The sequence below is a fragment of the Streptomyces sp. WMMB 714 genome (assembly GCF_900090125.1).
In the GTDB taxonomy this organism is placed as follows: Bacteria; Actinomycetota; Actinomycetes; order Streptomycetales; family Streptomycetaceae; genus Streptomyces; species Streptomyces daqingensis.
The window spans coordinates 1-24,690 of sequence record NZ_FMHJ01000002.1; the positions used below are offsets into that span (position 1 = coordinate 1).

The 24,690-nt window shown below is 71.7% G+C and carries 18 protein-coding genes; 12 read left to right on the forward strand and 6 right to left on the reverse strand.

Features of this window, described 5'->3' with window-relative positions; all coding sequences use genetic code 11:
• Positions 1-395: 395 nt before the first annotated feature.
• The 5 genes from H181DRAFT_RS02755 (at position 396) to nrfD (ending at position 8,555) form a co-directional block, all read left to right on the forward strand.
• On the forward strand, positions 396-1,736 hold the full coding sequence (locus H181DRAFT_RS02755) for an ABC transporter ATP-binding protein (RefSeq protein ID WP_045862597.1): 1,341 nt from the start codon (positions 396-398) through the stop codon (positions 1,734-1,736).
• A complete protein-coding gene (locus H181DRAFT_RS02760; protein WP_045862598.1) occupies positions 1,733-2,710 on the forward strand; it encodes an ABC transporter permease subunit in 978 nt (325 codons plus the stop codon). The genes H181DRAFT_RS02755 and H181DRAFT_RS02760 overlap by 4 nt, the downstream gene beginning before the upstream one ends.
• 252 nt (positions 2,711-2,962) lie before the next feature.
• On the forward strand, positions 2,963-6,274 hold the full coding sequence (fdh, locus tag H181DRAFT_RS02765) for a formate dehydrogenase (RefSeq protein ID WP_045862599.1): 3,312 nt from the start codon (positions 2,963-2,965) through the stop codon (positions 6,272-6,274).
• Entirely contained in the window at positions 6,271-7,320 is a 1,050-nt protein-coding gene (locus H181DRAFT_RS02770) for a 4Fe-4S dicluster domain-containing protein (protein WP_045862600.1), read from the forward strand. The genes fdh and H181DRAFT_RS02770 overlap by 4 nt, the downstream gene beginning before the upstream one ends.
• Positions 7,321-7,595: 275 nt before the next feature.
• On the forward strand, positions 7,596-8,555 hold the full coding sequence (nrfD, locus tag H181DRAFT_RS02775; protein ID WP_254666705.1) for an NrfD/PsrC family molybdoenzyme membrane anchor subunit: 960 nt from the start codon (positions 7,596-7,598) through the stop codon (positions 8,553-8,555).
• 74 nt (positions 8,556-8,629) lie between these two features.
• Here nrfD and H181DRAFT_RS02780 read toward each other — a convergent pair whose 3' ends face one another.
• On the reverse strand, positions 8,630-8,965 hold the full coding sequence (locus tag H181DRAFT_RS02780) for a hypothetical protein (RefSeq protein ID WP_045862601.1): 336 nt from the start codon (positions 8,963-8,965) through the stop codon (positions 8,630-8,632).
• Positions 8,966-9,179: 214 nt separating this feature from the next.
• Here H181DRAFT_RS02780 and H181DRAFT_RS02785 point away from each other — a divergent pair, with 214 nt between their 5' ends.
• Complete coding sequence (locus H181DRAFT_RS02785) at positions 9,180-10,250, forward strand: LLM class flavin-dependent oxidoreductase (RefSeq protein ID WP_045862602.1); 1,071 nt, start codon at positions 9,180-9,182, stop codon at positions 10,248-10,250.
• 53 nt (positions 10,251-10,303) lie between these two features.
• On the opposite strand, the gene H181DRAFT_RS02790 is transcribed toward H181DRAFT_RS02785, so the two are convergent.
• Positions 10,304-10,696, reverse strand: coding sequence for an SCO5389 family protein (locus H181DRAFT_RS02790; protein WP_045862603.1), 393 nt, complete (start codon positions 10,694-10,696; stop codon positions 10,304-10,306).
• 232 nt (positions 10,697-10,928) lie between these two features.
• On the opposite strand from H181DRAFT_RS02790, the gene nucS reads away from it, so the two are divergent.
• Together nucS and H181DRAFT_RS02800 are read left to right on the forward strand one after the other, a co-directional pair.
• Complete coding sequence (gene nucS, locus H181DRAFT_RS02795; protein WP_045862604.1) at positions 10,929-11,600, forward strand: endonuclease NucS; 672 nt, start codon at positions 10,929-10,931, stop codon at positions 11,598-11,600.
• A 348-nt stretch (positions 11,601-11,948) separates the two neighbouring features.
• The gene (locus H181DRAFT_RS02800) at positions 11,949-13,649 is read left to right on the forward strand and encodes an enoyl-CoA hydratase-related protein (protein WP_045862605.1); all 1,701 of its coding nucleotides are present in this window, start codon (positions 11,949-11,951) and stop codon (positions 13,647-13,649) included.
• Positions 13,650-13,687: 38 nt separating this feature from the next.
• Here the strand turns inward: H181DRAFT_RS02800 and H181DRAFT_RS02805 are convergent, their stop codons facing one another.
• The 3 genes from H181DRAFT_RS02805 to H181DRAFT_RS02815 form a co-directional block, all read right to left on the reverse strand.
• Entirely contained in the window at positions 13,688-16,588 is a 2,901-nt protein-coding gene (locus tag H181DRAFT_RS02805) for an ATP-binding protein (protein WP_052708428.1), read from the reverse strand.
• 142 nt (positions 16,589-16,730) lie between these two features.
• Entirely contained in the window at positions 16,731-17,063 is a 333-nt protein-coding gene (locus H181DRAFT_RS02810; protein WP_045862606.1) for an STAS domain-containing protein, read from the reverse strand.
• Positions 17,064-17,306: 243 nt separating this feature from the next.
• Positions 17,307-18,155, reverse strand: a complete 849-nt coding sequence (locus H181DRAFT_RS02815; RefSeq protein WP_045863007.1) for a 3-hydroxyacyl-CoA dehydrogenase family protein — start codon at positions 18,153-18,155, stop codon at positions 17,307-17,309.
• Between the two features lie 765 nt (positions 18,156-18,920).
• Here H181DRAFT_RS02815 and H181DRAFT_RS02820 point away from each other — a divergent pair.
• A complete protein-coding gene (locus H181DRAFT_RS02820) occupies positions 18,921-20,609 on the forward strand; it encodes an APC family permease (RefSeq protein ID WP_045862607.1) in 1,689 nt (562 codons plus the stop codon).
• Between the two features lie 137 nt (positions 20,610-20,746).
• Complete coding sequence (locus H181DRAFT_RS02825) at positions 20,747-21,319, forward strand: cob(I)yrinic acid a,c-diamide adenosyltransferase (protein WP_045862608.1); 573 nt, start codon at positions 20,747-20,749, stop codon at positions 21,317-21,319.
• A gap of 104 nt (positions 21,320-21,423) precedes the next feature.
• Here H181DRAFT_RS02825 and H181DRAFT_RS02830 read toward each other — a convergent pair whose 3' ends face one another.
• Positions 21,424-22,614, reverse strand: coding sequence for a glycoside hydrolase family 3 N-terminal domain-containing protein (locus H181DRAFT_RS02830; protein WP_045862609.1), 1,191 nt, complete (start codon positions 22,612-22,614; stop codon positions 21,424-21,426).
• A gap of 686 nt (positions 22,615-23,300) precedes the next feature.
• On the opposite strand from H181DRAFT_RS02830, the gene H181DRAFT_RS02835 reads away from it, so the two are divergent.
• Both H181DRAFT_RS02835 and H181DRAFT_RS02840 read left to right on the forward strand, forming a co-directional pair.
• Entirely contained in the window at positions 23,301-23,897 is a 597-nt protein-coding gene (locus H181DRAFT_RS02835; protein ID WP_045862610.1) for a hypothetical protein, read from the forward strand.
• A gap of 65 nt (positions 23,898-23,962) precedes the next feature.
• Complete coding sequence (locus H181DRAFT_RS02840) at positions 23,963-24,580, forward strand: hypothetical protein (RefSeq protein WP_107068670.1); 618 nt, start codon at positions 23,963-23,965, stop codon at positions 24,578-24,580.
• The last annotated feature ends 110 nt before the right edge of the window (positions 24,581-24,690 follow it).

The following is a 24,690-nucleotide window of genomic DNA, read 5'->3' on the forward strand; positions in this document are numbered from 1 at the left end:
TACACCTAGGGCGTGTCTCAAAGTAGCGTCGTCCGGCCGTAGGCCGGGGGACGCGGCGTCTGGTGCGTGCGATCGCAAGGCGGAGGGAGGAGAGCGCAGCGGGCTGCGCCGACGACCGACAACGCAGCCAGCGTGCGTGCCAGACACCGCGTCCCAGACGGGACTTTGAGACACGCCCTAGGGTCCGCCGCCCGGGCAGGGCCCGGCAGGGCCCGGCAGGGCAGGACCGGGGCACCGACTCCCGTGCGGCGTCCGGGTATCGGGGCCCGCCACGGGCGCCCGGCGCCGCCGGAGAGCTTGTACGAACCACCGGATGGAACCGATCGGCGGGCTTGTAACCTCCTAGGCCATGCCCGGGGGCGACCAGCCCCGAACTGCGTCCAGGGACGAAGCGGATGATCGAGGCGTACGGCCTGACGAAGCGCTACGGCGCCAAGACGGCCGTCTACAACCTGTCCTTCCAGGTACGGCCGGGCACGGTCACGGGCTTCCTGGGGCCGAACGGCTCCGGCAAGTCCACGACGATGCGCATGATCCTCGGACTGGACGACCCGACTGCCGGCAGGGTGACCATCGGCGGCCACCCCTTCCGCCGGCTGCCCAACGCGCCTCGCCAGGTAGGTGCCCTGCTGGACGCGAAGGCGGTGCACGGCGGACGGTCGGCGCGCAGCCATCTGCTCTCGCTGGCGCAGCTGTCGGGCATCCCCGCCCGCCGGGTGGACGAGGTGCTCGACGTCGTGGGCCTCAAGCAGGTGGCCAGGAAGCGCTCCCAGGGTTTCTCGCTCGGCATGGGGCAGCGCCTGGGCATCGCCGCTGCCCTGCTGGGCGACCCGCAGGTGCTCCTGTTCGACGAGCCCGTCAACGGGCTCGACCCCGAAGGCATCCTCTGGGTGCGGAATCTGATGAAGCAGCTCGCCGCCGAGGGACGCACCGTCTTCGTCTCGTCGCACCTGATGAGCGAGATGGCGCTGACCGCCGAGCACCTGATCGTCATCGGGCGCGGGCAGTTGATGGCGGACACGTCCGTCAAGCAGTTCATCGCCCAGAACTCGGTGGGCTTCGCCCGCGTCCGTACGCCCGAGGGCGAGCCGGAGCAGCGGGAGAAGCTGCAGTCCGCGGTGAAGGAGGCGGGCGGGCAGGTCCAGCAGGAGGGGGACGGCGCGATGCGGGTGAGCGGTCTTCCGCTTCCGCAGATCAGCGACTTGGCGCACAGCGCGGACGTACGGCTGTGGGAGCTCTCGCCCCATCAGGCGTCCCTGGAGGAGGCGTACATGCGGCTCACGCAGGGCGCCGTGGACTACCGCTCCAGCACCGACCAGCGCGCCGGACTGCACATGCAGCCGGCCGCTCAGCCCGGGGTTCCCGCCGGGCCGCAGGGGCCGCCGCCCGTCCCGGGTGCTCCCGGCGGGCCGGGCGGCTGGGGCGCGCCCCCGCTCGGGGCGCCCCTTCAGGGAGAACCGCACGCCGGCGCTCCGGGGTACGGCCCCGCGCCGGGCGCCGTCCCCGGTGCCGCTCCGGGCGTCCCCGGCGGGCAGCCCGGCCCGTACGGCGCCTCGCAGGCACCGGCCTCCGGCCAGGCGTGGCACACGCCGCCGCAGCAGCCGCAGGCCGCGCAGGCGCCGCCGCCCGCCCCGGCCCCGCAGCCCGCTCCCGCCCCGCAGCCCGCTCCCGCGGCGCGCCAGGAGCCCTCCGACGACGCTTCCCGGTCCGACAGCAGCGAGGACGACGCCCGATGACCACCCCCGACCAGCAGCCCCAGCAGCCGCCCCGGAACGGGGAGCACCAGCCGCAGCAGGGCCCTCCGGGGCAGCAGAACCCCGTGGCACCGCAGGCACATCCCATGGCTGGGGCCGCCGTGGGCTACGCGTCCCCCATCCCGCTCCGGCGCACCCACCTCGGCCACGCCGTCGCCTCGGAGTGGACGAAGATCCGCTCGGTGCGCTCGACGGTGTGGACGCTCGGCGTGATGTTCCTGCTCACCGTCGGGATCGGCCTGCTCACCGCGCTCGGCCTGAGCGGCGGCACGTTCACCGGCATGCCGCTCCTCGCGCCGGGGCTCTTCGGCCTGATGCTCGGCCAGATCTGCATCATCACCCTCGGCGTGCTGGTGATCACCTCCGAGTACGGCACCGGCATGATCCGCACCACCATGACGGCCTGCCCCAACCGGGGCCGGGTGCTCGTCGCGAAGTCCCTGATCTTCTTCCTGCTCGCCTTCTGCATGACGACGGTCGCCTGCACCATCACCGCGCTCATCAACTCGGCGCTGCTGAGCGACCAGGAGATCCCGCCCTTCGCACGGCAGATGGAGGAGTTCGAGGGCTCCATCGAGGCCGGCCGGCTCGTCGCGGACAGCAGCCAGTGGCTCGGCGCCACGGTCGGCGCCGGTCTGTACGTCGCGCTGCTGGGGCTGCTGGCCCTGGCCGTCGGGGCCCTGATGAGGCATTCGGCGGGAGCGATCACCGCCATGCTCGGCCTCGTCCTGCTGCCGCTGGTGATGTCGCTGTTCATGGCGGGCGAGTCGCTGCGCAAGGTCCGCGAGTTCCTCGTGGAGTACTCCCCGCTGAACGGCCTGGCCTCGCTCTACCGCATGCCGATGGCGGGCGAGGACCAGAACGCCACCGGATGGCCGCTGCTCGGCATCCTCGCGGCGGTCACGGCGGTCGCGCTCGCCGCCGCGTACGCCATGCTCAACAGCCGGGACGTCTGACGGCGGTCCAGCCGGGACTTCCGACGGTCCGGCGGGGCGTGCGAAGCCCCGTCCGGCGCCGCGGTCCGGCAGCCTTGCGGCACTCCGTCCGACCGGTCTGACGGCCCGTCGGCCCGTCCGGCGCTCCGACCAGCCGTGGCGTACGCCGGCCGGCGTCCCGTCCGGGCGGAACGCCGGCCGGCACGCGTAAAGACCCGCGAGAGGGGCACCCCTCCGGCGCGACGACGTGACCGCGCGGACGGAGGTCGGGTGATGGGTGTACGCACCTGGATCGAGAACTGGCCGGTGTACCGGCAGCTGACCGGGGACGATCCGCTGGGCCGCGGGGCGGCCGCCAGTTCGGCCCGTACACGCGGGTTGCGGCCCAGGACGGAGACCGCCGGGAAGGTCGTGAAGTCGGTCTGCCCGTACTGCGCGGTGGGATGCGGCCAGAACGTCTACGTCGAGGACGGCGAGGTCGTCCAGATCGAGGGCGATCCCGACTCCCCCGTCAGCCGCGGACGCCTGTGCCCCAAGGGTTCGGCGACGCTGCAGCTGACGACGGGCGAGTCCCGCCGCCACGAGGTCCTCTACCGGCGCCCGTACGGCACGGACTGGGAACGGCTGGATCTCGACACCGCCATGGACATGGTGGCGGAGCGCGTCATCCGCACGCGGCGCGAATCGTGGCAGTGGGAGCACGAGGGTCTGCCCGTGAACCGCACACTCGGCCTGGCGACGCTGGGCGGCGCGGCGCTCGACAACGAAGAGAACTACCTGATCAAGAAGCTCTTCACGGCCCTCGGCGTGGTGCAGATCGAGAACCAGGCCCGCATCTGCCACAGCTCGACCGTCGCCGGCCTCGGCACCTCCTTCGGACGCGGAGGCGCCACGACGTTCCTGCAGGATCTGCAGAACTCCGACTGCATCGTCATCGAGGGCTCCAACTTCGCCGAGGCGCACCCGGTGGGCTTCCAGTGGGTGATGGAGGCGAAGGCACGCGGCGCCAAGGTCATCCACGTCGACCCGCGCTTCACCCGTACGAGCGCGCTCGCCGACCTGTACGTCCCGATCCGGGCGGGCACCGACATCGCCTTCCTCGGCGGGATCGTCAACCACGTGTTGAGCACCGGTTCGGACTTCCGCGAGTACGTCCTCGAGTACACCAACGCGTCCACGATCGTCAGCGAGGAGTTCCAGGACACCGAGGACCTCGACGGCCTCTTCTCCGGCTTCGACCCGGAGACCGGCCGGTACGACATGGACAGCTGGCAGTACGAGGGCGGCGGGACGATACAGGCCGCCTCCGGCGAGCGGGACGCGCTGTACGACGAGCGTACGGAGGGGACCGGGCGGGACGGGAAGACCTCCGGCGCGCGCGGCACGCCGCGCACCCCGACGTCCGCGGGCAAGGCGGAGTCGCACGGCTCGGGCGGGCCCGGCCTCGAAGTGGAGGCGGAGTCCCGGCAGGACCGGACGCTCCAGGACCCGCGCTGCGTCTACCAGATCCTCAAGCGCCACTTCGCCCGCTACACCCCGGAGATGGTCGAGGAGACCTGCGGCATCCCGCAGGAGACCTTCCTGGAGGTCTGCCGCGCCCTGGTGGACAACTCCGGGCCCGACCGCACCAGCGAGTTCTGCTACGCGGTCGGCTGGACGCAGCACACGGTCGGCGCCCAGTACATCCGCACCGCCTGCATCCTGCAGCTCCTCCTGGGCAACATCGGGCGTCCCGGCGGCGGCATCCAGGCCCTGCGCGGCCACGCCAGCATCCAGGGGTCCAGCGACATCCCGACCCTGTTCAACCTGCTTCCCGGGTACATCCCGATGCCGCACGCCCACGAGGAGGAGGACCTCGACACGTTCGTGCGGGCGGTACAGGCGGACAAGGGCTTCTGGGGCAACATGCGCTCCTACCTCGTCAGCCTGATGAAGGCGTACTGGGGCGACGCCGCCACCGAGGACAACGACTACTGCTTCGACCACCTTCCGCGCCTCACCGGCTCGCACAGCACCTACGAGACCGTGCTGAACCAGCTCGACGGCATCTGCAAGGGCTACTTCCTGATGGGCGAGAACCCGGCCGTCGGGTCCGCCAACTCCCGCATGCAGCGCCTGGGGATGGCCAAGCTGGAATGGCAGGTCGTCCGCGACTTCTCGCTCGTCGAATCGGCGACGTGGTGGAAGGACGGGCCCGAGATCGAGAGCGGGGAGCTGCGCACGGAGGACATCGGCACCGAGGTCTTCTTCTTCCCCGCGGCCTCGCACACCGAGAAGGCGGGCTCCTTCACCAACACCAACCGGTACGTGCAGTGGCACGAGCCGGCGAAGGAGCCCGACGGCGAGGCGCGCAGCGACCTGTGGTTCGTGTACCACCTGGGCAAGCGCATCAGGGAGCGCCTCGAGGACTCCACCGACCCGATGGACCGTCCGCTGCTCGACCTCACCTGGGACTACCCGACCGAGGGCCGGCTGGACGAGCCCAGCGCCGAGGCCGTGCTCGCGGAGATCAACGGCTACGGCGCCGGAGGCGAACCGCTCTCCGGCTACCAGCAGTTGAAGGACGACGGTTCCACGTCCTGCGGCTGCTGGATCTACTGCGGTGTCTACGCCGACGGCGTCAACCAGGCCGCCCGCAAGAAGCCGCACACGGAGCAGGACTGGGTCGCCGCCGAATGGGCCTGGTCCTGGCCCGCCAACCGCCGCATCCTCTACAACCGCGCCTCCGCCGACCCCGCCGGCAACCCGTGGAGCGACCGCAAGGCGCTGGTGTGGTGGGACGGGAAGCAGGGCCGCTGGACGGGCCACGACAACGCCGACTTCATCGCGGACCGGCCGCCCTCCTACCGCCCCGAGCCGGGCGCCACGGGACCGGACGCGATCAGCGGCGTCGATCCGTTCATCATGCAGGCCGACGGGAAGGGCTGGCTGTACGCACCGGCCGGGCTCCTCGACGGCCCGCTGCCCACGCACTACGAGCCGCAGGACTCCCCCGTCGCCAACCCGGTCTACCCGCGCCAGCAGCGCAGCCCCGTGCGCGAGTTCTTCTCCCGCGAGGGCAACCGGTACCACAACAGCGGAACGGAGCCCGGCTCGGACGTCTATCCGTACGTGGTGACGACGTACCGGCTCACCGAGCACTTCACCGCGGGCGGCATGACCCGCTGGACGCCGTATCTGGCGGAACTCCAGCCGGAGTTCTTCTGCGAGGTCTCCCCGGAGCTCGCCGCCGAACGCGGCCTGGAGCACGCCGGCTGGGCCACCATCGTCACCGCACGCAGCGCGATCGAGGCACGGGTGCTGGTCACCGAGCGGATGTCGCCGCTGCGGGCGGGCGGACGCACCGTCCACCAGATCGGCCTGCCGTACCACTGGGGCCGCAACGGCTACAGCACCGGCGACTCGGCCAACGAGCTGACGTCGATCGCGCTCGACCCGAACGTGCACATCCAGGAAGTGAAGGCGCTGACCGCCGACATCCGCCCCGGCCGCCGCCCGCGCGGCCCGGAACTGCTCCAGCTCGTCCGCGAGTACCGGGAGCGCGGCGGCGTCAGCGAGGCGACAGGAACGGAGGCGCGGGGATGACCGACTCCCTGACCGGCGGCGGCACCGGCACCGGCGGTTCACTCGTGGGACGGAACCTGCTCGCCGGCCCGGAGGACGACCCGGCGGGCGACGCCGGCCACTCCGGACACCCGCCGCGCGTCGGCTTCTTCACCGACACCTCCGTGTGCATCGGCTGCAAGGCGTGCGAGGTGGCGTGCAAGGAGTGGAACGCCATCCCGGAGGACGGCCTCGACCTCACCGGGATGAGCTACGACAACTCGCAGGGCCTGGGCGCCTCGACGTGGCGGCACGTCGCCTTCATCGAGCAGAGCAAGCCCCTCGGGCACGCCCACGCGGACGTCGACCACAGCGGCATGGACGTCCTCGCGCTCGCCTCCGAGATCCCCACCGGAAGCGCGGCGGCGCAGCCGCACGCGGCCGGCGGCGCCCCGGACGCGCCGGGTCCACCCGAGGCCGACGGCCGCACCGAACTGCGCTGGCTGATGTCCTCGGACGTGTGCAAGCACTGCACGCACGCCGCCTGCCTGGACGTGTGCCCCACGGGTTCGCTCTTCCGCACCGAGTTCGGCACCGTCGTCGTGCAGGAGGACATCTGCAACGGCTGCGGCTACTGCGTGCCCGCCTGCCCCTACGGCGTCATCGAGCAACGCCCCCACGACGGGCGGGCGTTCAAGTGCACGATGTGCTACGACCGCCTCGGCGCCGGCCAGGAACCCGCCTGCGCGAAGGCGTGCCCGACGGACTCCATCCAGTTCGGCCCCCTGGAGGAGCTGCGCGAGCGGGCGGAAGCCCGCGTCACCCAGCTCCGGGAGGCGGGCGTGAGCGACGCCCGGCTGTACGGACACGACCCCGACGACGGAGTCGGTGGCGACGGCGCGTTCTTCCTGCTCCTCGACGATCCGGAGGTGTACGGGCTGCCGCCCGACCCGGTCGTCACGACGCGCGACCTGCCCGACATGTGGCGGCACGCGGGAGCGGCGGCGCTGGCCCTGCTCGGCGGGCTCGCGGCCGTCTTCGCCGCGCACGGACGCAGCACCGCGACGACGAGGAGGTTCCGGCGATGAGCGGCGACGCGGACGCCCCCCGCGGGCAGGGCGAGGACGTGCGGCACAACGGCCACCGCCCGTACGGGGAGATCTACGAGGACCCGGCGCGGCTGCGGCGGGACGGCAGCATCTCCGACGTGACGAAGGACGGCGTGCGGGGTGAACGTCCCGGCCGGGCTGCGCTCGTCGGCGGACACGACCTCACCGGGGGCCGCAGCGAGGGCGGCTCCGGCTCCGGCGGCAGGCACCGCGGCGGACGGGCCGGGCGCAAGCGCCGCAAGGGCGAGCAGCCGATGGTGCCCGAGGCCGAGTTCACCTCGTACTACGGCCGGCCCGTGCTCAACCAGCCGGCGTGGAAGGCGCAGAACATCGCCGGGTACTTCTTCCTCGGCGGCCTGGCCGGAGCGGGGTCCGTCCTCGCGGCCGGGGCCGAACTGACCGGCCGGCCCGTGACGGCCCGTGCGCTGAAGGTCTCCTCGGCGGTGTCGATCGCCGGCTCGGCCGCGGCCCTCATCCACGACCTCGGCCGCCCCGGCCGCTTCGCGAACATGCTGCGGGTCCTCAAGCCCACCTCGCCCATGAGCGTGGGCTCCTGGCTGCTCGCGGCGTACGGTCCGGCCGCGGGAACCGCCGGCCTGTGCGCGGCGAGCGGGCGGCTCCCCCGCCTCGGACGTACGGCGTCGGTGGGCGCGGCGCTGCTCGGCCCGGCGGTGGCCGCGTACACGGCGGTGCTCGCGTCGGACACCGCGGTGCCCGCGTGGCACGACGGATACCGCGAACTCCCCTTCGTCTTCGTCGGTTCGGCAGCCGCCGCTGCCTCGGGAGCGGCCCTGATGGCCTCCCCGCTCGCGGAGAACGGCCCCGCCCGCACCGCCGCCCTCGCGGCGACGGCCCTGGAGAACGCGGCGGTCAAGGCGATGGAGCGCAGGCTGGGCCTCGTCGCCGAGGTCTACCGGGAGGGCGGCGGCGGCCGCTGGATGCGTGCCGCCGAAGCCCTGTCCGCCGCGGGCGCGGCCGGGGCGGCGCTGCTCGCGGGGCGCAGCCGCGTCGCCGCGGGCGTCTCGGGGGCGGCGCTGCTCGCCGCCTCGGCGTGCACGCGGCTCGGCGTCTTCCAGGCCGGGATGGCGTCCTCGAAGGACCCCAAGTACACGGTCGTACCGCAGAGGGAGAGGCTGCGCGCGCGGGAGCGGGAGCAGCAGAGCCGGGCAGGGGCGCGGCAGGGCGCCTCGGACGGGGAGGAGGCGCGGGACTGACGTGCGCGCGCTGAGGCACTGCGCCCCCGCGGCCCTCCGGGGCCGGGGCAGGGGCCGTCCGGCCTCGGCGGGGCTCAGTACCGCGGCGCGTTGCGCGACCGCTGGACGCGCACGCTCCGGCGGTCCCGCGCGTTCCAGCAGGCCTTGTGCCAGTGCCGCCGGTCGTCGACGTCGCCCGTGCGCGGCCAGGCCACCACGTGCGGGACGGCCGGGATCTCCTGGTCGCAGCCGGGGCACCGGTAGAGCTTGCCCGTCGTACCGCCGACGTGGCGCACGGCCCAGTCCTCCCCGCGCCACTCCTCCGTGCGCTCCAGCCCGTACCGCGGGCCCGTCTCGCTTCCGCGGACGCCGCCCGCGGACGCGGAAGATCTCGGTGCACCGCCGCGGGGACGGTTACGACGCGGGGACACAGGACACCTCGACAGCTCGGAACCGGGGGTCTTCCAGCGTAGCCATGAATCAACCGGATGCGCGCAGCCCCGCTCAGACGGCGGGCCGTTCTGTCAACTCCCCTGTCGTGGAGAGCCGTTCATCGGAAGAATGCGCGCACCAGGCCGTGCCCTTGGCACGTGTCAGCCGTTATTGCCTGTTGGGCGCCCGCAAAGCCCAAGAGGAGGGAGCAGCATGCGAGTTGGAGCTTTCGTGCTGGCCGCACAGTTCCCCGGGCAGAGCCAGAGGGAGCCGCTGCACCGCGCGATCCGCACCGCAGAGGTGGCGGAGTCCTCAGGTCTCGACTCCGTCTGGCTCGCCGAACACCACTTCGTGCCGTACGGGGTCTGCCCTTCCGCCGTGACGCTCGCCGCGCTGCTGCTGGGTCGCACCCGCCGCATCGACGTGGGCACGGCCGTCACGGTGCTGCCGAACACCCACCCCGTCGCGCTCGGGGAGCAGGCCGCCCTGCTGCACCTGACCTCCGGGGGGCGCTTCGTGCTCGGCGTCGGAAGGGGCGGCCCCTGGGTCGACCTGGAAGTCCTCGGCGGCGGCCTCGACGCGTACGAGCACGGCTTCCCCGAATCGCTGGACCTGCTGATGCGCTGGCTGCGCGAAGCACGCGTGGGCACCGACGGGGAGCGCTACCAGTTCCGCGAGGTCGAGGTCGTGCCCCGCTGCGACGAGCCTCTGCTTCCCGTCGGCGACGCCGCACGGAACGGCCCTCCGGCCCGCCCCGGGGTCGTCGTCGCCTGCACCTCACCCGGCACGGTCCGTGTCGCGGCGCGGCGTGCCCTGCCGATGCTGCTGGGCATGCACTGCGACGACGGGGAGAAGGCCGAGGCCGTCGCGATGTGGCGGCGCGAGGCGAGGGAGGCCGGGCACAGCCTCGACGACATCGAACGAACGGCGTCGCTCCACGTCGCCGCGGGGGTGGCCCAGGTCGCGGACGACACCGCGGAGGCGGTCGAGGCTCTGAAGAAGTCCATGCCCGGCTGGTTCCGCGCAGGTCTCGGCGCGCACCGCACTGTGGACGGCCGCCAGCGGACGATGCGCGATCCGCACGGCTACACCGATCTGCTGTGCGGGCTGCACCCTGTGGGGACGCCCGAGCTGTGCGCGGACCGGCTGGCGGCGACGAGCGAGCGCACCGGAATCAACCGGTACGCCCTGCTCGTCGAGGGGACGGGCGACCTGGCGGCGACCGAGCGGAACGTACAGCGGCTGGGCGAAGAGGTCCTTACGCAGCTCCCCTCTGCGCAGTGAGACCTCCGCCGAGCCTCGGCGTGCCGCCTGCCTGATCGCGGCGTCCGGTCAGCTCAGCAGTCGCGGAGCGTCGGCGACTGGTTCAGCAGCTGCCCTCGGACGGACGTGAAGCGGGCCAGCCGCTCGTCCACCGAGGAGTCCAGCGGGAAGACCGCCACCCGGTGGCAGTTCTGGAAGGCGAGACGCACACCGAAGTGCCGCTCCAGCGCGCCGCGTATCGCGTCGCTGGCGAGTGCGCGCAGCAGCTGACCCCGGGCCTGCTCGTCCGGGGGCGGCGTCTGGTTGTCGGCGAACTCGCCGCCGTCCACCTTCAGTTGAGCCACCAGGGAGGTGATCATCTCCCAGGCGAACGGCAGGGAGGAACGGACGCAGTCGACGAAGTCCTTCTCGTCGACCTCGCCCCGTTCCGCCTGTTCCAGTAGTGCCGGTGGGACGTCGAGCGACATGGGGTTCTCCTCTCGCGACCCCTGGGGATATAGGGGTCTGCCTGATGGTTTGGAGGGACCCGTGACGGCGACGCGTGATGACACGATTCCGTACGGCGACACCCCCCATCGTTAACGTTAAGGGGCGGAGAGTGACCGCACCATGCGAATGGGCATACATCCGGCCACAGTCGAACAGGTGGATCAAGGGCGAATCGCATCGGGGGCGTTGCTTCCGCTAGCGTGACCGACCATGCGTCTCGTCATCGCCCGTTGCTCGGTCGACTACGCCGGCAGGCTCACCGCTCATCTCCCCCTGGCTCCGCGTCTCATCCTGGTCAAGGCCGACGGATCCGTCTCCGTCCACGCGGACGACCGCGCCTACAAGCCCCTCAACTGGATGTCCCCTCCGTGCACCGTGAAGGAGTCCGAGGACGGCTCCGACGCCGTCTGGACGGTGGAGAACAAGGCGGGCGAGAAACTGATCATCACGATGGAGGAGATCCTGCACGACTCCTCACACGAACTCGGCACCGATCCCGGCCTCATCAAGGACGGCGTCGAAGCCCATCTGCAGGAGCTCCTCGCCGACCGCATGGAGACCCTCGGCGAGGGCTGGACCCTCATCCGACGCGAGTACCCCACCGCGATCGGCCCCGTCGACATACTCGGACGCGACGAGACGGGCACGACCGTCGCGGTGGAGATCAAGCGCCGCGGCGAGATCGACGGCGTCGAGCAGCTCACTCGCTACCTCGACCTCCTCAACCGCGACCCCCGTCTGGCCCCCGTCAAGGGCGTGTTCGCCGCCCAGGAGATCAAGCCGCAGGCCCGTGTCCTGGCCACCGACCGCGGCATCGGGTGCGTCACTCTCGACTACGACTCGCTGAGGGGCATCGAGGACGACCGGCTGCGTCTCTTCTGAGGCCCGCCGGCCCCGGGCCCCGGGCCCCGGCCTGAGGCTCTGTGTCCGGGGCCCGGGGCCAAGTCTCCGGGCCCGGGGGCCAAATCTCCGGGCCCGGGGGGCCATGCCTCCGGGCCCCGGGGCCGCGCCTCTGGCCGCTTCGACGGCGCGACAGTGCAGCGAGGTTCGACGGATTCGACGGAGTGGCCGCCCGCCGCCGTCGCGCTTGTCGTAGGTCCATACGCTCGTAAGAGGTATGTGCTCCCTTCGTCGCGCACGGCTCGGGCCTCCGCGCCCCTCGCGGGGCTACCGTCCGAGGCTGTCTGCGCCTGGGGACGGCCCCGGCGCCCTCGGAGCCGGAGGTGTTCGGTGCGGATTCTGCTCGTGGCCAGCGCGTTCAACAGCCTCACCCAGCGCGTGCACGCCGAACTGGCCGACCGGGGCCACGAGTTGGACGTAGTCGTCGGGAGTGACGACGAGGCCCTGCGCACAGCCGTACGCCGTCACGCCCCCGAACTTCTCCTCGCGCCCATGCTCAAGACGGCGATTCCCCGGGACGTGTGGTCCGCGCACACCTGTCTCATCGTCCATCCCGGTCCGCCCGGCGACCGCGGTCCGTCCTCTCTCGACTGGGCGGTGGCGTCGGGGGCGCGGGAATGGGCGGTCACCGTGCTCGAGGCGGAGGCGGAGATGGACGCGGGGGACGTGTGGGCGTCCGTCCCCTTCCGGATGCCCGACGACGCGGCCCACGGCAAGAGCGACATCTACCGCAACGAGGCCGCCGACGCGGCGGCAGCCGCCGTGCACCTGGCCGTCGAGCGCTACGCGTCGGGCGACTTCAAGCCCCGGTCCCAGCACGCGGGCGGTGCCGAGGTGGCCGTGCGCCCGTACTACGGGCAGGGCCGGCGCCGTATCGACTGGGCCGCCGACCCCTCCGCCGCCGTTCTCCGGAAGCTGCGGGCAGCCGACTCGCAACCCGGCGTGCTCGACGAGCTGTTCGGCGAGGAGTGGTTCCTCCACGGCGGCCGTCCCGAGGACGAACTGCGCGGTGCCCCGGGAGAGATCGTGGCCACGCGCGCCGGCGCGATCTGCCGTGCGACGAGGGACGGCGCGGTGTGGATCCCCGAGCTCAGGCCCCGGCGCGCACCGGGCGCCCCGCGCCCGGTGAAGCTGCCGGCGGCGCGGGCGCTCGGACGGCACCTGCACGCCGTACCGGAGGTGCCCGCCCCGCTGGCTCTGCCCGCGGAGCGGCGGACCTGGACGGACGTCCGGTACGAGGAGAAGGGCGGAGCGGGCCGCCGGGTGGGCTTCCTGTGGTTCTCCTTCCCCGGCGGCGCGATGAGCACCGGCCACTGCCGCCGCCTGCTCGCGGCCTACCGGCACGCCCTCTCCCGTCCCACGTCGGTACTCGTCTTCGGCAGCCCCCGCGACTTCTTCTCCAACGGCATCCACCTCGGCGTCATCGAGGCCGCGGAGGACCCGGCGCTCGAATCGTGGGAGAACATCCAGGCGATGGACGACCTGGTCGAGGCCCTGCTCCGGACCACCGACCGCGTCGTGGTCGCTGCGCTCGGCGGCAACGCGGCGGCGGGCGGAGTGATGCTCGCGCTCGCCGCGGACGAGGTGTGGTGCCGTGAGGGGGCGGTGCTGAACCCGCACTACCGGCTGATGGGGCTGTACGGCTCCGAGTACTGGACGTACACCCTGCCCCGCCGGGCCGGGGAGGCCGCCGCCGCGCGGCTCATGCGCGAGGCGGCACCGGTGAGCGCGGCGGCCGCCGCGGCGGCGGGGCTCGTCGACCGCCTCGTTCCCGCTGCCCCGCAGGACTTCGCCGCGGTGACCGCCCGGCTGGCGGAGCGGGAGGCACGGGACCCGGGCCTGGCCGGGCGCATCGCCGGCAAGGCGGCGGCCCTGCGGAAGGACGAGACCCACAAGCCGCTCGCGGAGTACCGCAGGGAGGAACTGCGCGTCATGCGGCGCCAGTTCTTCTGCCCGGAAGAGCCTTACCACGCGCTGCGGCGGGCGTTCGTGCGCAAGGAAGCGCGCGGCGCCGTACGCCCCGCGACCTGAGTCCGGGGCGTACGTTCGGCCGTTCCCGGCGCCGTCCGTCAGGCGATGGGGGAACCGGTCGGAGAGCCGGTCGGAGAGCCGGTCGGCGACGGGGTGCCGCCGGACGTTCCACCGCTGTTGCTGCCTCCGCCGGCATCGGTCCCGCCGTCCGTACCACCGTCGGTGCCGCCGTCCGTACCACCGTCGGTGCCGCCGTCCGTACCACCGTCAGCGCCGCCATCGGTCCCACCGTCGGCACCGCCGTCCGTACCACCGTCGGCACCGCCGTCCGTACCACCGTCGGCGCCACCATCGGTCCCGCCATCGGCACCGCCGTCCGTACCACCGTCGGCGCCACCATCGGTGCCACCGTCCGTACCACCGTCGGTCCCGCCATCGGTCCCACCGTCGGCACCGCCGTCGGTCCCACCGTCAGCGCCCCCGTCGGCACCGCCGTTGCCTGACGAGTTGCCGTTCGAACCACCGGAGCCGCCCGGCTCGCTGCTCGACGGGTCCTCCTCCGGCTCCGAGCTGCTGTCGCTCGGGGCGGGCCGGGTCGAGCTGTCCGACGCCTCGGGCGAACTGCTGTCGTCGCTGGGCTTCCTGGACTTGTCCGCCTTCCGCGCCGGGCTGCTGGAGTCCGGGTCGTCGGCGTTCAGGTCGCTCTCGTCCGGCTGGGACGTCGAGGCGTCCGGCCTGTTGCCCCCGTCGTCGGGGCCGGGGCCGTCGTCGGGCATAGAGCCGAGGCCCATGATCGCGCCCAGTACGGCCATGAGAACGGCGCCGGCTCCCGCCGCTGCCATGTTGGCGCGCCTGCCGGACCGCTGACGGCCTGCCGGGCCGTGCGTCCCCGCACCGAACTGGCCGGCCTTCTCGTGCTTGTCGACCTTGGCGCTTCCGTCGCCCGCCCGGGAAGCGGCGGTGGCCGTGACGACGGGAGTCGTGTCGTCGTCGCGCCGGTACGCGGCGCGCGGCGCTGCTCCCGACCCCTGACGGAAGGCGGCGCTCAGACGGGACGGCCGGGGCCCCGGGTCCGGTTCGGCGTCGAGCCCTGTCCGGCCCGCAGCATCCTCGTACGGGGCCGCTTCCCCGTAGGGCGTCGCCTGCTCGTAGGACGTCGCCTGCTCGTAGGGCGTCGCGTGCTCGTAGGCGCCGGCCACGGGCTCGGTCTCGGGCTCCATGGCGGGCCCGGTGTACGGCGCTGCCGCCTCGTCGCTCTCCGCGCCCGCCAGGTCCGCGACGAGGGCCAGCGCCCGTCGTCCCGTGTAGGTGCCCTGCTGGTCCCAGAGCGCGCCGCGCAGCGCTATCGACGCCTCCAGCTCGACGCGCGCCCGCTCCAGCTCCCCCGTGCAGAGCGCCAGCACGCCCAACTCGTGGTGGAAGTAGGCCTCCTGGGCGACCTCGCCCGCTGTCCGCGCGGCTTCCTGCCCGGCCCTCAGCAGCCGCTCCCAGGCGCTCCAGCGCATCGAGACGGCGAGGATGGGAGCAGCCGTACGCGCCAGCAGCACCGCCGAACTGGCGTGACCGCCGCGGTGCGCGCCGTGCACGGCCGCGAGCACCGCCTCGGCCTCGCCGGCGACCTGGCGGGGGCCGGCCGAAGGCTGGCCCGCCCACCAGCTGTAGTGGTGCGCGGCGCTCAGCGCCCGGTGGTGGGTCCCGTCGGCGAATCCGGCCGCGGTCAGCTCCCCGGTGACGCCGGCGGCGAGCTTGTGACGCGGGCCGTGGGCGGTGATGAGACCCGCGCCGGCCAGCTCGTCGACGGCGTCCGCCGCCTTGGGCTCGCCCACCAGAGCCGGAAGGTGCTTCTGGTGCGGGAGTTCGCCGCCGAGTGCGAGAGCGAAGCGCAGCACCTCCCGCGCCTCGGGCGACAGGTGCTGGGCCACGACGGCGGTCACGCCGCGGGCGCCGCCGGACGAGGTGCGGCCGCGCGGCGCGTCGCCCCCGGGCTGCTCCTCCGCGGACGTCGCCCTCGTCAAGTCCCCGGCCGAGCCGTTCCGCAGGAGCGCACCGGCCTGCACGAAGCGCAGCGGCAGCCCCTCCATGGCGCCCTCGGCGCCGAACCACAGGTCTCCCGCCGCGTCCAGCTCCTCGTTCGTCAGGGGGCGCCGGACGACGAGTTCGAGCAGTTCCAGGCAGCCCGTCCTGCTGAGGCCGGCCAGCGCGACGTCCTCCACGTGGGCGTCCGCGGAGGGCGCCGGGATGTCCGGGGTGGCGGCGAGGAGGAACGCGCATTCCGGTGTGGCGTCGAGGAGTTGGTCGAGCGCCTCGCCTCCGAAGGCGAGGTCGTCGACGATGACGACTGCACCGACCTCGCGCAGCGCGGCCCGCAGCTCCTCGTCCGACGGGCGGTGCCGGGACGCGGCGTGCACCGCGGAGAACAGCTCCTGCAGCAGGTCCTCCGGCGTGCGCTGGTGGCCGTTGAGGCGTACGACGCCGTCGGGGGCGAGCCCGGCGACGTCCTCGGCCACGGCGTCCAGCAGCGTGGTACGCCCCACGCCCGAGGGCCCGGTGAGGCGGATGGTGCGGCCCCGCGCGAGTTCGCGGGCGAGTTCGTCACGCTCCTCGTCGCGCTCCAGCATCGGTATCGCGGACACACCCTGAGCGGCGCCGCCTCCTCCGGCGGTCGCGCCCTCCGAGGGGCCGGGGGCCGCGACGCCGCTCCCGGCACGCTCGCCGGGAGCCAGTTTCCGGGGTGCGGCGGGCAGTTCGTCCGGCGGGCAGGGCTCGATCTCGCTGCCGTCGACGGGGTTGACCGTGACGAGATGCGACCCCGCCACGATCCGCACGAGCGGCACGGGAGCGGGTTCGTGCGCGGAACGGCCGCCCCCGGCGGCCTCCGGCTGCGGGGAGCCGTGGCCCGCCGGCGCGGCGCCGGACGCGGCGCCCTCCGGGCGTGCGGCGGTGCCGCCGGCGCGTTCCTCCTGCTCACCGCCGTGCTGATTGTCGCCGTGCTGAACCATGCTGGATGCCCCCAGTAACTGCGGTACGGGCACGCCCCGCCTTGATCGGCTCTCTTCCGTCGCAGGTCGACGCGAACGGCAGTACCGGGCGCTGCTTCGGCACAGTATTACCAAGCGGCCAAGACCTGAACCGCTCCGTCAGTTACGGCTTGGTGAGGATCTGCGTCTCCGCGGCCGGGAGACCGCCCTCGATCGCCAGAATCCGGTGCAACCGGGTCGCCACCAACAGCCGCTGCATCTGCGGGGGTACGTCGCGGAGCACGAGCCGGCGTCCGCATCGCCCCGCCCTGCGGTGCGCCCCCATGATCACCCCGAGTCCCGTCGCGTCCCAGGAGTCGAGTCCGGCCAGGTCGAGCACCAGATCGCCGTCGCCGGAGTCGACGGCGGAGTGCAGGACCGTACGGGCGTCCGCCGCGCTCCGGACATCGAGGCGACCCCCGACGGCCAGCTCGGCATGGTCGCCCCTGATGTGCATAGCTGCTCCCCGGATCTGTCGCTGGTCCGCGTGCCTTCACGTCCGAATGTCACTACGACTGACTGCGTTCCGGGCGGGCTGGTTGCCGTCCGTGCTCGAACCGATACGGAGTTCACCCTCGCGGGGGACGCCGCACCGAACGCGCCGCCGTCGAGCGGTCGTCGGTGTTGTTTCTTCTTCTGCTTGTTCTGTTTGCCGCCGCCGGCCGGTGCCCGTGACGCCGGTCGGTGTCCGCGGTGGCGGTCAGTGCTCGTAGAAGCCGCGACCGCTCTTGCGCCCGATGTCACCCGCGTCGACCATCCTGCGCATCGACTCCGGAGGCGCGAACTTCGGGTCCTGCGACTCGGTGTAGATGTTCTCGCTGGCGTGCAGGAGGATGTCGACGCCCGTGAGGTCGGCCGTCGCCAGGGGTCCCATGGCGTGACCGAAGCCCAGCTTGCAGGCGGTGTCGATGTCTTCCGCGGTGGCCACGCCGGACTCGTGGAGTTTCGCCGCCTCGACCACGAGCGCGGAGATGAGCCGGGTGGTGACGAAGCCGGCCACGTCGCGGTTGACGACGATGCACGTCTTGCCGACCGACTCCGCGAACTGCCGCGCGCCGGCCAGGGTTTCGTCACTCGTGCGGTGTCCGCGCACGAGCTCGCACAGCGCCATCATGGGCACGGGCGAGAAGAAGTGCGTGCCGACTACCCGTTCGGGACGGGTGGTGGCCGCCGCGATCTTGGTGATGGGGATCGCGGAGGTGTTGGAGGCGAGGATCGTCTCGTCCTTCACCATCGCGTCGAGCCTGCCGAAGATCTCCCGCTTCACTTCGATCTTCTCGAAAACGGCTTCGACGACGACGTCCGCATCGGCCGCGGCGTCCAGGTCGGTGGTCGTGGTGATGCGCTCCAGGGCGGCCTCGGCCTGCTCCGCTCCGAGCTTGCCCTTGCTCACGAACTTCTCGTACGAACGCTTGATTCCGTCCGTACCGCGGGTGAGCGCCTCGCCTGTCACATCGCGGAGCACCACGTCCCAACCCGCCTGGGCCGAGACCTGAGCGATACCGGAGCCCATGAGCCCGGCACCGATGACGGCGAGCTTCTTCGCCACGACTGTCACCTAGCCTTGCCTTCAATTGAACGCCTGTTGGCCGGACATTAGCGCCTCACGAAGATCTTGTGGCGGTGAAGAGACACGCGTCACGTCTCACATGGCGGACATCACATCCCCGGCGCCCGATCCGCACGGCATGACCGGGTTCGGGCGATGCGTCCTGCGCAAAGACCACGGCGGTTGCCCAACTGACGTTACGTGCCGATCAGTTGAGAGACCAAACGGCACCGCCGCCGGTACCGCGGCGATCAGTGCGGGACCCGCGGGGGCGCGCCTCCCGGGCGGCGCCGCAGGGGCCCGGACGCGGCGATGGGCGCCGCATGGTGGACGCGCGCACCGTCGCCTTCCCGGCGCGAATTCTCATCCTGATGGCGCCCCGTCCGGCGTGGCTCGATACCGCCCCGCGCTTCTTACCGTTCCGTTGTGCGATGACCGCGGTGCGTGAGGACTTCACCCGGCGACGAGCCGGAACGGCGAAGGAGGGCTCTTTCCGTGCGCCCGCACCTGCCGCATCCGTGACGCCGGGCACACATCTCTTTTGCATAGCGGGCGCACGGCACACACGAATACCGGAATTCCTTACATCACACCATGCCCGGAATTCCGCCGAGTTTTCGCTCCCCTTGCAAAAGGGTTCCCCAAAGAACAGCGTCCTTACTGGACACCGACGGGGCAGCGCACGCACCCTGCTGGAGTTCACCCGGACCGCAAACCCCCGCGGCCGCACCGAAGAGTTCGAGCCAGACAGGAGGAGGCCGTTACATGGCCGTCGAAGGCAGCCCCGAAGAACCGCTTCACGAAGTCGGTGACGACACAAAACTCAAGCGTGAATTCGGGACGATCGGACTGCTGTTCACAGCCGTCGGGTCGATCATCGGTTCCGGCTGGCTCTTCGGTGCCCTCGACGCCGCGCAGCTCGCCGGTCCCGCGGCGATCATCTCCTGGGCGCTCGGGTGCGTCATGTTCGTCATCATCGGGATGACGTACTCCGAGCTCGGCACGATGTTCCCGCACTCGGGCGGCGTCGCGCGGTACCCGCACTACTCGTTCGGCTCGTTCACCAGCTTCTCCATCGGCTGGGTGACCTGGATCGCCGCCGCCGCGGTCGCGCCCGTGGAAGTCCTCGCCGTCGTGCAGTACTCCACCAACTACGTGCCCTGGCTGCAGCGCATCCAGGACGACGAGGCGGTGCTGACCCCGGCGGGCACGGTCGTCTCGGTAGCGCTCATGGCGGTCTTCGTGATCGTCAACTTCTTCGGGGTGCGCTGGTTCGCGCGTATCAACAATGTGCTCGTGTGGTGGAAGCTCGCCGTCATCCTCGTGGTCATCGCGGTATTCATGATCCTGAGTTTCGAGCCCTCGCACTTCACCGCCCCCTCGCTCGGCGGATTCGCACCGTACGGTTCGCAGGGCGTCTTCTCCGCCGTGGCGACCGCGGGTATCGCCTTCTCCTTCTTCGGATTCCGTCAGGGCGTCGAACTCGCCGGCGAGACGGACAATCCCAAGCGCAATGTCCCGCTCACCCTCATCGGTTCGGTCGTCATCTGCGGCGTCATCTACATCCTGCTTCAGGTCGCCTTTCTGGGAGCCGTGCCGACGAGCGCGATCAAGGCGGAGGGATGGCAGGCCGTCGGAGCGCACTTCAGTTCGCACGGCGACGTACTCGCGACTTTCGGTCCCCTCGCCGCCATCGCCGGGATCCTCGGCGCCGTATGGCTCGCCGGCGTTCTCTACGCCGACGCCATCATCTCCCCCGGCGACACCGGCCTCATCTACGCCGGCGTCACCGCGCGCATCTCGTACGCGATGGGCCGCAACCGGAACGCGCCCGCCGGGCTCGCGAAGGTCAACAGGACCGGCGTCCCCTGGGTCAGCCTCGTGCTCGCGTTCATCGTCGGGTGCTTCTTCTTCCTGCCGTTCCCGGGCTGGAGCAAGCTGGTCGAGTTCGTCACGAACTCGACGGTGCTCTCCTTCGGCTGCGGCCCATTGGTGCTGCTCGCCATGCGCAAGCAGATGCCCGATTACAGGCGACCGTTCCGCCTCGGCGACAGGTGGGTGTGGATCATCGGCTTCCTCGCCCTGTGGTCCACGAACCTGATCGTCTACTGGACGGGCTGGGACACCAACTGGAAGCTGTTCATCGCCATCCTCCTCGGCTACGTCCTGATGGCCGTGTACTACAAGGTGGCGAAGCAGCAGACGCCTCCCCTCGACTTCCGGCACGGCTGGTGGCTCCTGGTGTGGTACGCCGGGCTGGCCCTGATCAGCTACCTCGGCGACTACCCCGAGGAGAAGGAGAACGCGGGCAACCTCGGCCTCCTGGACTTCAACCTCGGCGCCGTAGCCACCCTCGTACTGACCGCGATCGTCATATGGCTCGCACTCCGGTGCGCGCTCCCGACGGAGCGCGTGCGCGAGATCCTCGAGGACCGGGGCTCCCAGGAGCACTGACCTGAGCCCCCGCACCGGGCGCAGGCGAAGCGGGCCCGCGGCGGAAGCACGCCGCGGGCCCGCCGCTCGTCCACCCTGGCGGCCGGGACAGCTGACGCACGGCAGCCCTCCGGCCGCGAGGGCATAGTCTCGACGGCATGGTCAATCTGACGCGCATCTACACCCGGACCGGCGACACGGGCACCACCGCCCTCGGCGACATGAGCCGTACGCACAAGACCGACACACGCATCGCGGCCTACGCGGACGCCAACGAGGCCAACGCGTCGATCGGGGTCGCGCTCGCCCTCGGCGACCTGCCCGAGGAGATCTCCACGGTGCTGGTGCGCGTCCAGAACGACCTGTTCGACGTAGGCGCGGACCTCGCCACGCCCGTCGTCGAGGACCCGGAGTTCCCGCCGCTGCGCGTGGAGCAGTCCTACATCGACAAGCTGGAAGAGGACTGCGACGCCTTCCTCGAAGGACTGGAGAAGCTGCGGAGCTTCATCCTCCCCGGCGGCACTCCGGGCGCGGCACTCCTCCACCAGGCGTGCACGGTCGTACGGCGGGCCGAGCGCTCCACCTGGGCCGCCCTCGAGGAGCACGGCGACAGCATGAACCCGCTGACGGCGACGTACCTCAACCGCCTCTCCGACCTGCTCTTCATCCTCGCCCGCTCCGCGAACAAGGAGATCGGCGACGTACTGTGGGTGCCCGGCGAGAACCGCTGAGCACGGCCCTTCGGGACGGTAAGGGCAGCCCCCTTCCGGGGCAGTCGGTGCAGCCCCTTCCGGGGCGCCGGGTGCTGCCCGGCGCGTCCCCGGCCCGCGGACCGTCAGCCGCAGTCGAGCATCCCCGCGGCGCCCTTGGCCTTCACCACACGTTCCGCGCCGGCCCGCACGCCGGCGCGGAACTGCTCGTCCGCCCGGGCGCGTTGGAGCACGGCTCCGGCCATCTCGGGCAGCACGCCCGCGTCCACGCTGAGGACGACGGTGCCGCCCGCGTCCAGGAAGCGCAGAGCCCGCTCGGCCGGTGGTACGTCCTCGACCGCCTTGGCCGCGCCCAGGTCGTCGGAGACGATCACTCCGTCGAAGCCGAGGTCCTCGCGGAGCATGCCGGTGAGGATCTTCGAGGAGAAGGCCGCCATGTTGTCCGGGTCGATCTTCGCGTAGCGCGCGCTGGAGATCATCACCAGCGAATCGCCCCTGGAGAGGCCCTCCTTGAACGGACGGAGGTAGGCGTCGTCCCGGGTGGTGACGTCGTCCACGACGTCCTTGCTGTGGTCGGTGTTGCCGATCACCCGCCCCAGGCCGGGGAAGTGCTTGACCGCCGTGGTGACGCCGGCGTCCGCCATGCCCTCCTGGAAGGCGGTGCCGCTCGCGGCGACGGCCTCGGGCGTCGTGCCGTAGTTGCGCTGGAGCTTGCCGACGGGTTCGTTCTCGTCCGAGAGGTCCTCCGGCACGGTGTCCAGTACGGGCGCCAGGTTGACGTTGACGCCCGCCGAGCTCAACTGGCCTGCCCAGCCCGCCGCCTGGGAGCGCAACGCCGCCGGGTCGAGCTTCCCCTGCTCGACGGCTGTGGGCATCGCGTCGAACCCGGGCCCCTTCAGATGCTGGACCTTGCCGCCCTCCTGGTCGGCCGAGACCCACAGCGGGACGTCGCCCGTGGCGGCTTCCCTCGCCCGATCGCTCACCTGCCGCGTCGTGTCGACTCCGGCTTCGCTGCCGTTCGTCAGGATGACCCCGCCGAGGTGGAGGTCCTTCACGGCGGCGAGTTCGGCCTCCGCGGGTTCGTCGGCGTCCACACCGCTGATGAAGAGCTGGCCCACCTGCTGCTCAAGCGTCAGCTCGGCCGCCGTCCGTGCCACGCAGGCGGAGTCGTCGGGTGCGGGGCTCCGCCCGTCGCGGGCCGCCTGAGGACCGGCATCCCCGCCGCCAGGGAAGGCGCCGGCGGTCAGCGTCATCGGCACGGCGGCCAGGGCCAGAACACCCGTGACGACTGCGCCGGCGGCTCGCTTGCTGAACATCTACGGGTACCTCCACGGACGGGCGCGGTCGGGGGCGCGGTGCGGCACGCAGCACGCTAGGGCCCACGGCGGCAGCGGGACAGGGGGCCGCCCTGACGGGCTCTCACTTAACCGCATCGTTGCGGCAGGCGACAGTGGTTCCCCCAATGAGGACGGGCACCGGTGGCGGCCGATTTCACCGCGCCGGAACGGGCACGGCTGGACGGGGACGGCCCCGGGATTGTGCACGTCCCGAACGGGGAAGAACGCCTCGGAATTGAAAGCCGGATGTCCCGGTTTTTCCGTCGCCCCTCGCCCGGTTGCCCCGCTTAAGTTTTTGTTAAGCCTTCCTTCAGCCTGCGCTGAGGTTCTCCTTTCCGGACCTCTCGGCGACCGGAACAGCCCTGATGAAACCCCTGCTCAGAGCCGTATCCGTACCCGCAATCCGCATTGCTTCGACAGTCTCTGCATACCTCTGATCGCCGATTAAAGGGACGGAACCGGGCGTACCGCATTCCGCCGGCCCGCCCCACGTCGGCAACCAGGAAGAATGCACCGGAGATCACTCGCGCCATTCCCCCTCCCGGACCCCGCGACTTAAAGGCGATCACCGGCTTCGGTTCTGCTCCAGAATTCCGTGAGTACTATCGCTCTCACAGGCCTGGACCTAATAACTGCAGGTCAGCCAAGAGGGGTTGGAGTTCTGTATGGCCAGCAATGCGAGGCGACGCACGCGCATCACCGTCGCCACGGTGGCGCTCCTGGCGGGCGTCATAGCGGTGCCCGTCGCGAACGGCGCCATCTCCGAGGACGGCGGGGACGTCAAGGGACAGGGGAACCACTGCACCGTCGACGCCGGGAGCGGCGAGACGCAGTGCTTCGAGAGCCTGACCGAGGCGACCGGGGTCCCCGGCAGCGAGAAGCTCGTCAGGGCGTCCGGTGACGGCACCCGGAGCAGCAAGGCCGGCGCCGACGCGGCGCCGCTCGCCTCCGCGGACGACACCCAGGGCGAGGGGAACATCATGGCCGCGACCCTGTTCGCGGACACCCAGTACGGCGGCGGCTCATTGACGGTCAAGAACGCCGAGCTCTGCGACGGCGACGCCGACGACGTCGACTTCCAGATCGACCTCGCCGACGAGTGGAAGGACAAGATCTCCGCCGTCCAGCCCTGGGGCAACTGCACGCTCAACCTGTACTCCGAGCCGGGCCTCGGCGGCGACCGCGACGGCCCCTTCGACGAGCTCACCCCGGACATCGGCGACGCGCTGGACGACCGTACGCAGTCCATCAGCTTCAGCTGAGACGCAGTGGACGCGACACCGGTCCCCGCACCACCCGCCTTACCCCCACCCTCGCCGGAGGCATCATGAACCGCCGCAACAAGCTGTCCATGCTGGTGATCGCCATCACCACCCTGGGCGCGACAGCGCTCTTCCCCACGGCCGCGCAGGCCGACGAGGAGCAGCCCACCACCAGAGAACTGCTCGAGCAGTGCGACGACGGCACCGACCTGTGCGTCTTCCACCCCTCCGGCCTGCCCGAGGACTCCATGGGCGAGGCCCACCAGGTCGGCGACAGCGCCTTCAACTGCACGGACAAGACCCAGCGTTCGAGCGTCGGCTGGTCCGACACGACCGGCGAGACCAACACCGTCGGCGTCTCCATGACCGCCGAGTACGGCTTCACCGAGCTGTTCAAGGTGACCATCACGGCGAGCTACCAGCACTCCTGGGAGAGCTCGCACACGGAGGAGCAGCAGACGAACGTCGAGGTCAAGCCCGGCAAGGTCGGCTGGATCACGCGCGAGGCCGCCATGCAGGAGGTCAAGGGCACGTACGAGATGCACTTCGAGGACAAGTTCTACGGTCACCACATCTGGTACGTGCCGTTCACCGCCAAGGGCCCCAAGCCGGACACCCCGAGCACCAAGACCCAGCACACCCGGAAGATGACCAAGAAGGAGAAGAAGCAGCACTGCGGCTGAGAAGGCGCTTCCCCCCAGGTCGCCGCCCCCCACCCGCCGGCCCGGCCCGCGTTTCCCGTGCACGCGTGGCCGGGCCTCCGCGTGCGTGCGGGCCGGGCTTCGGCCTCGCC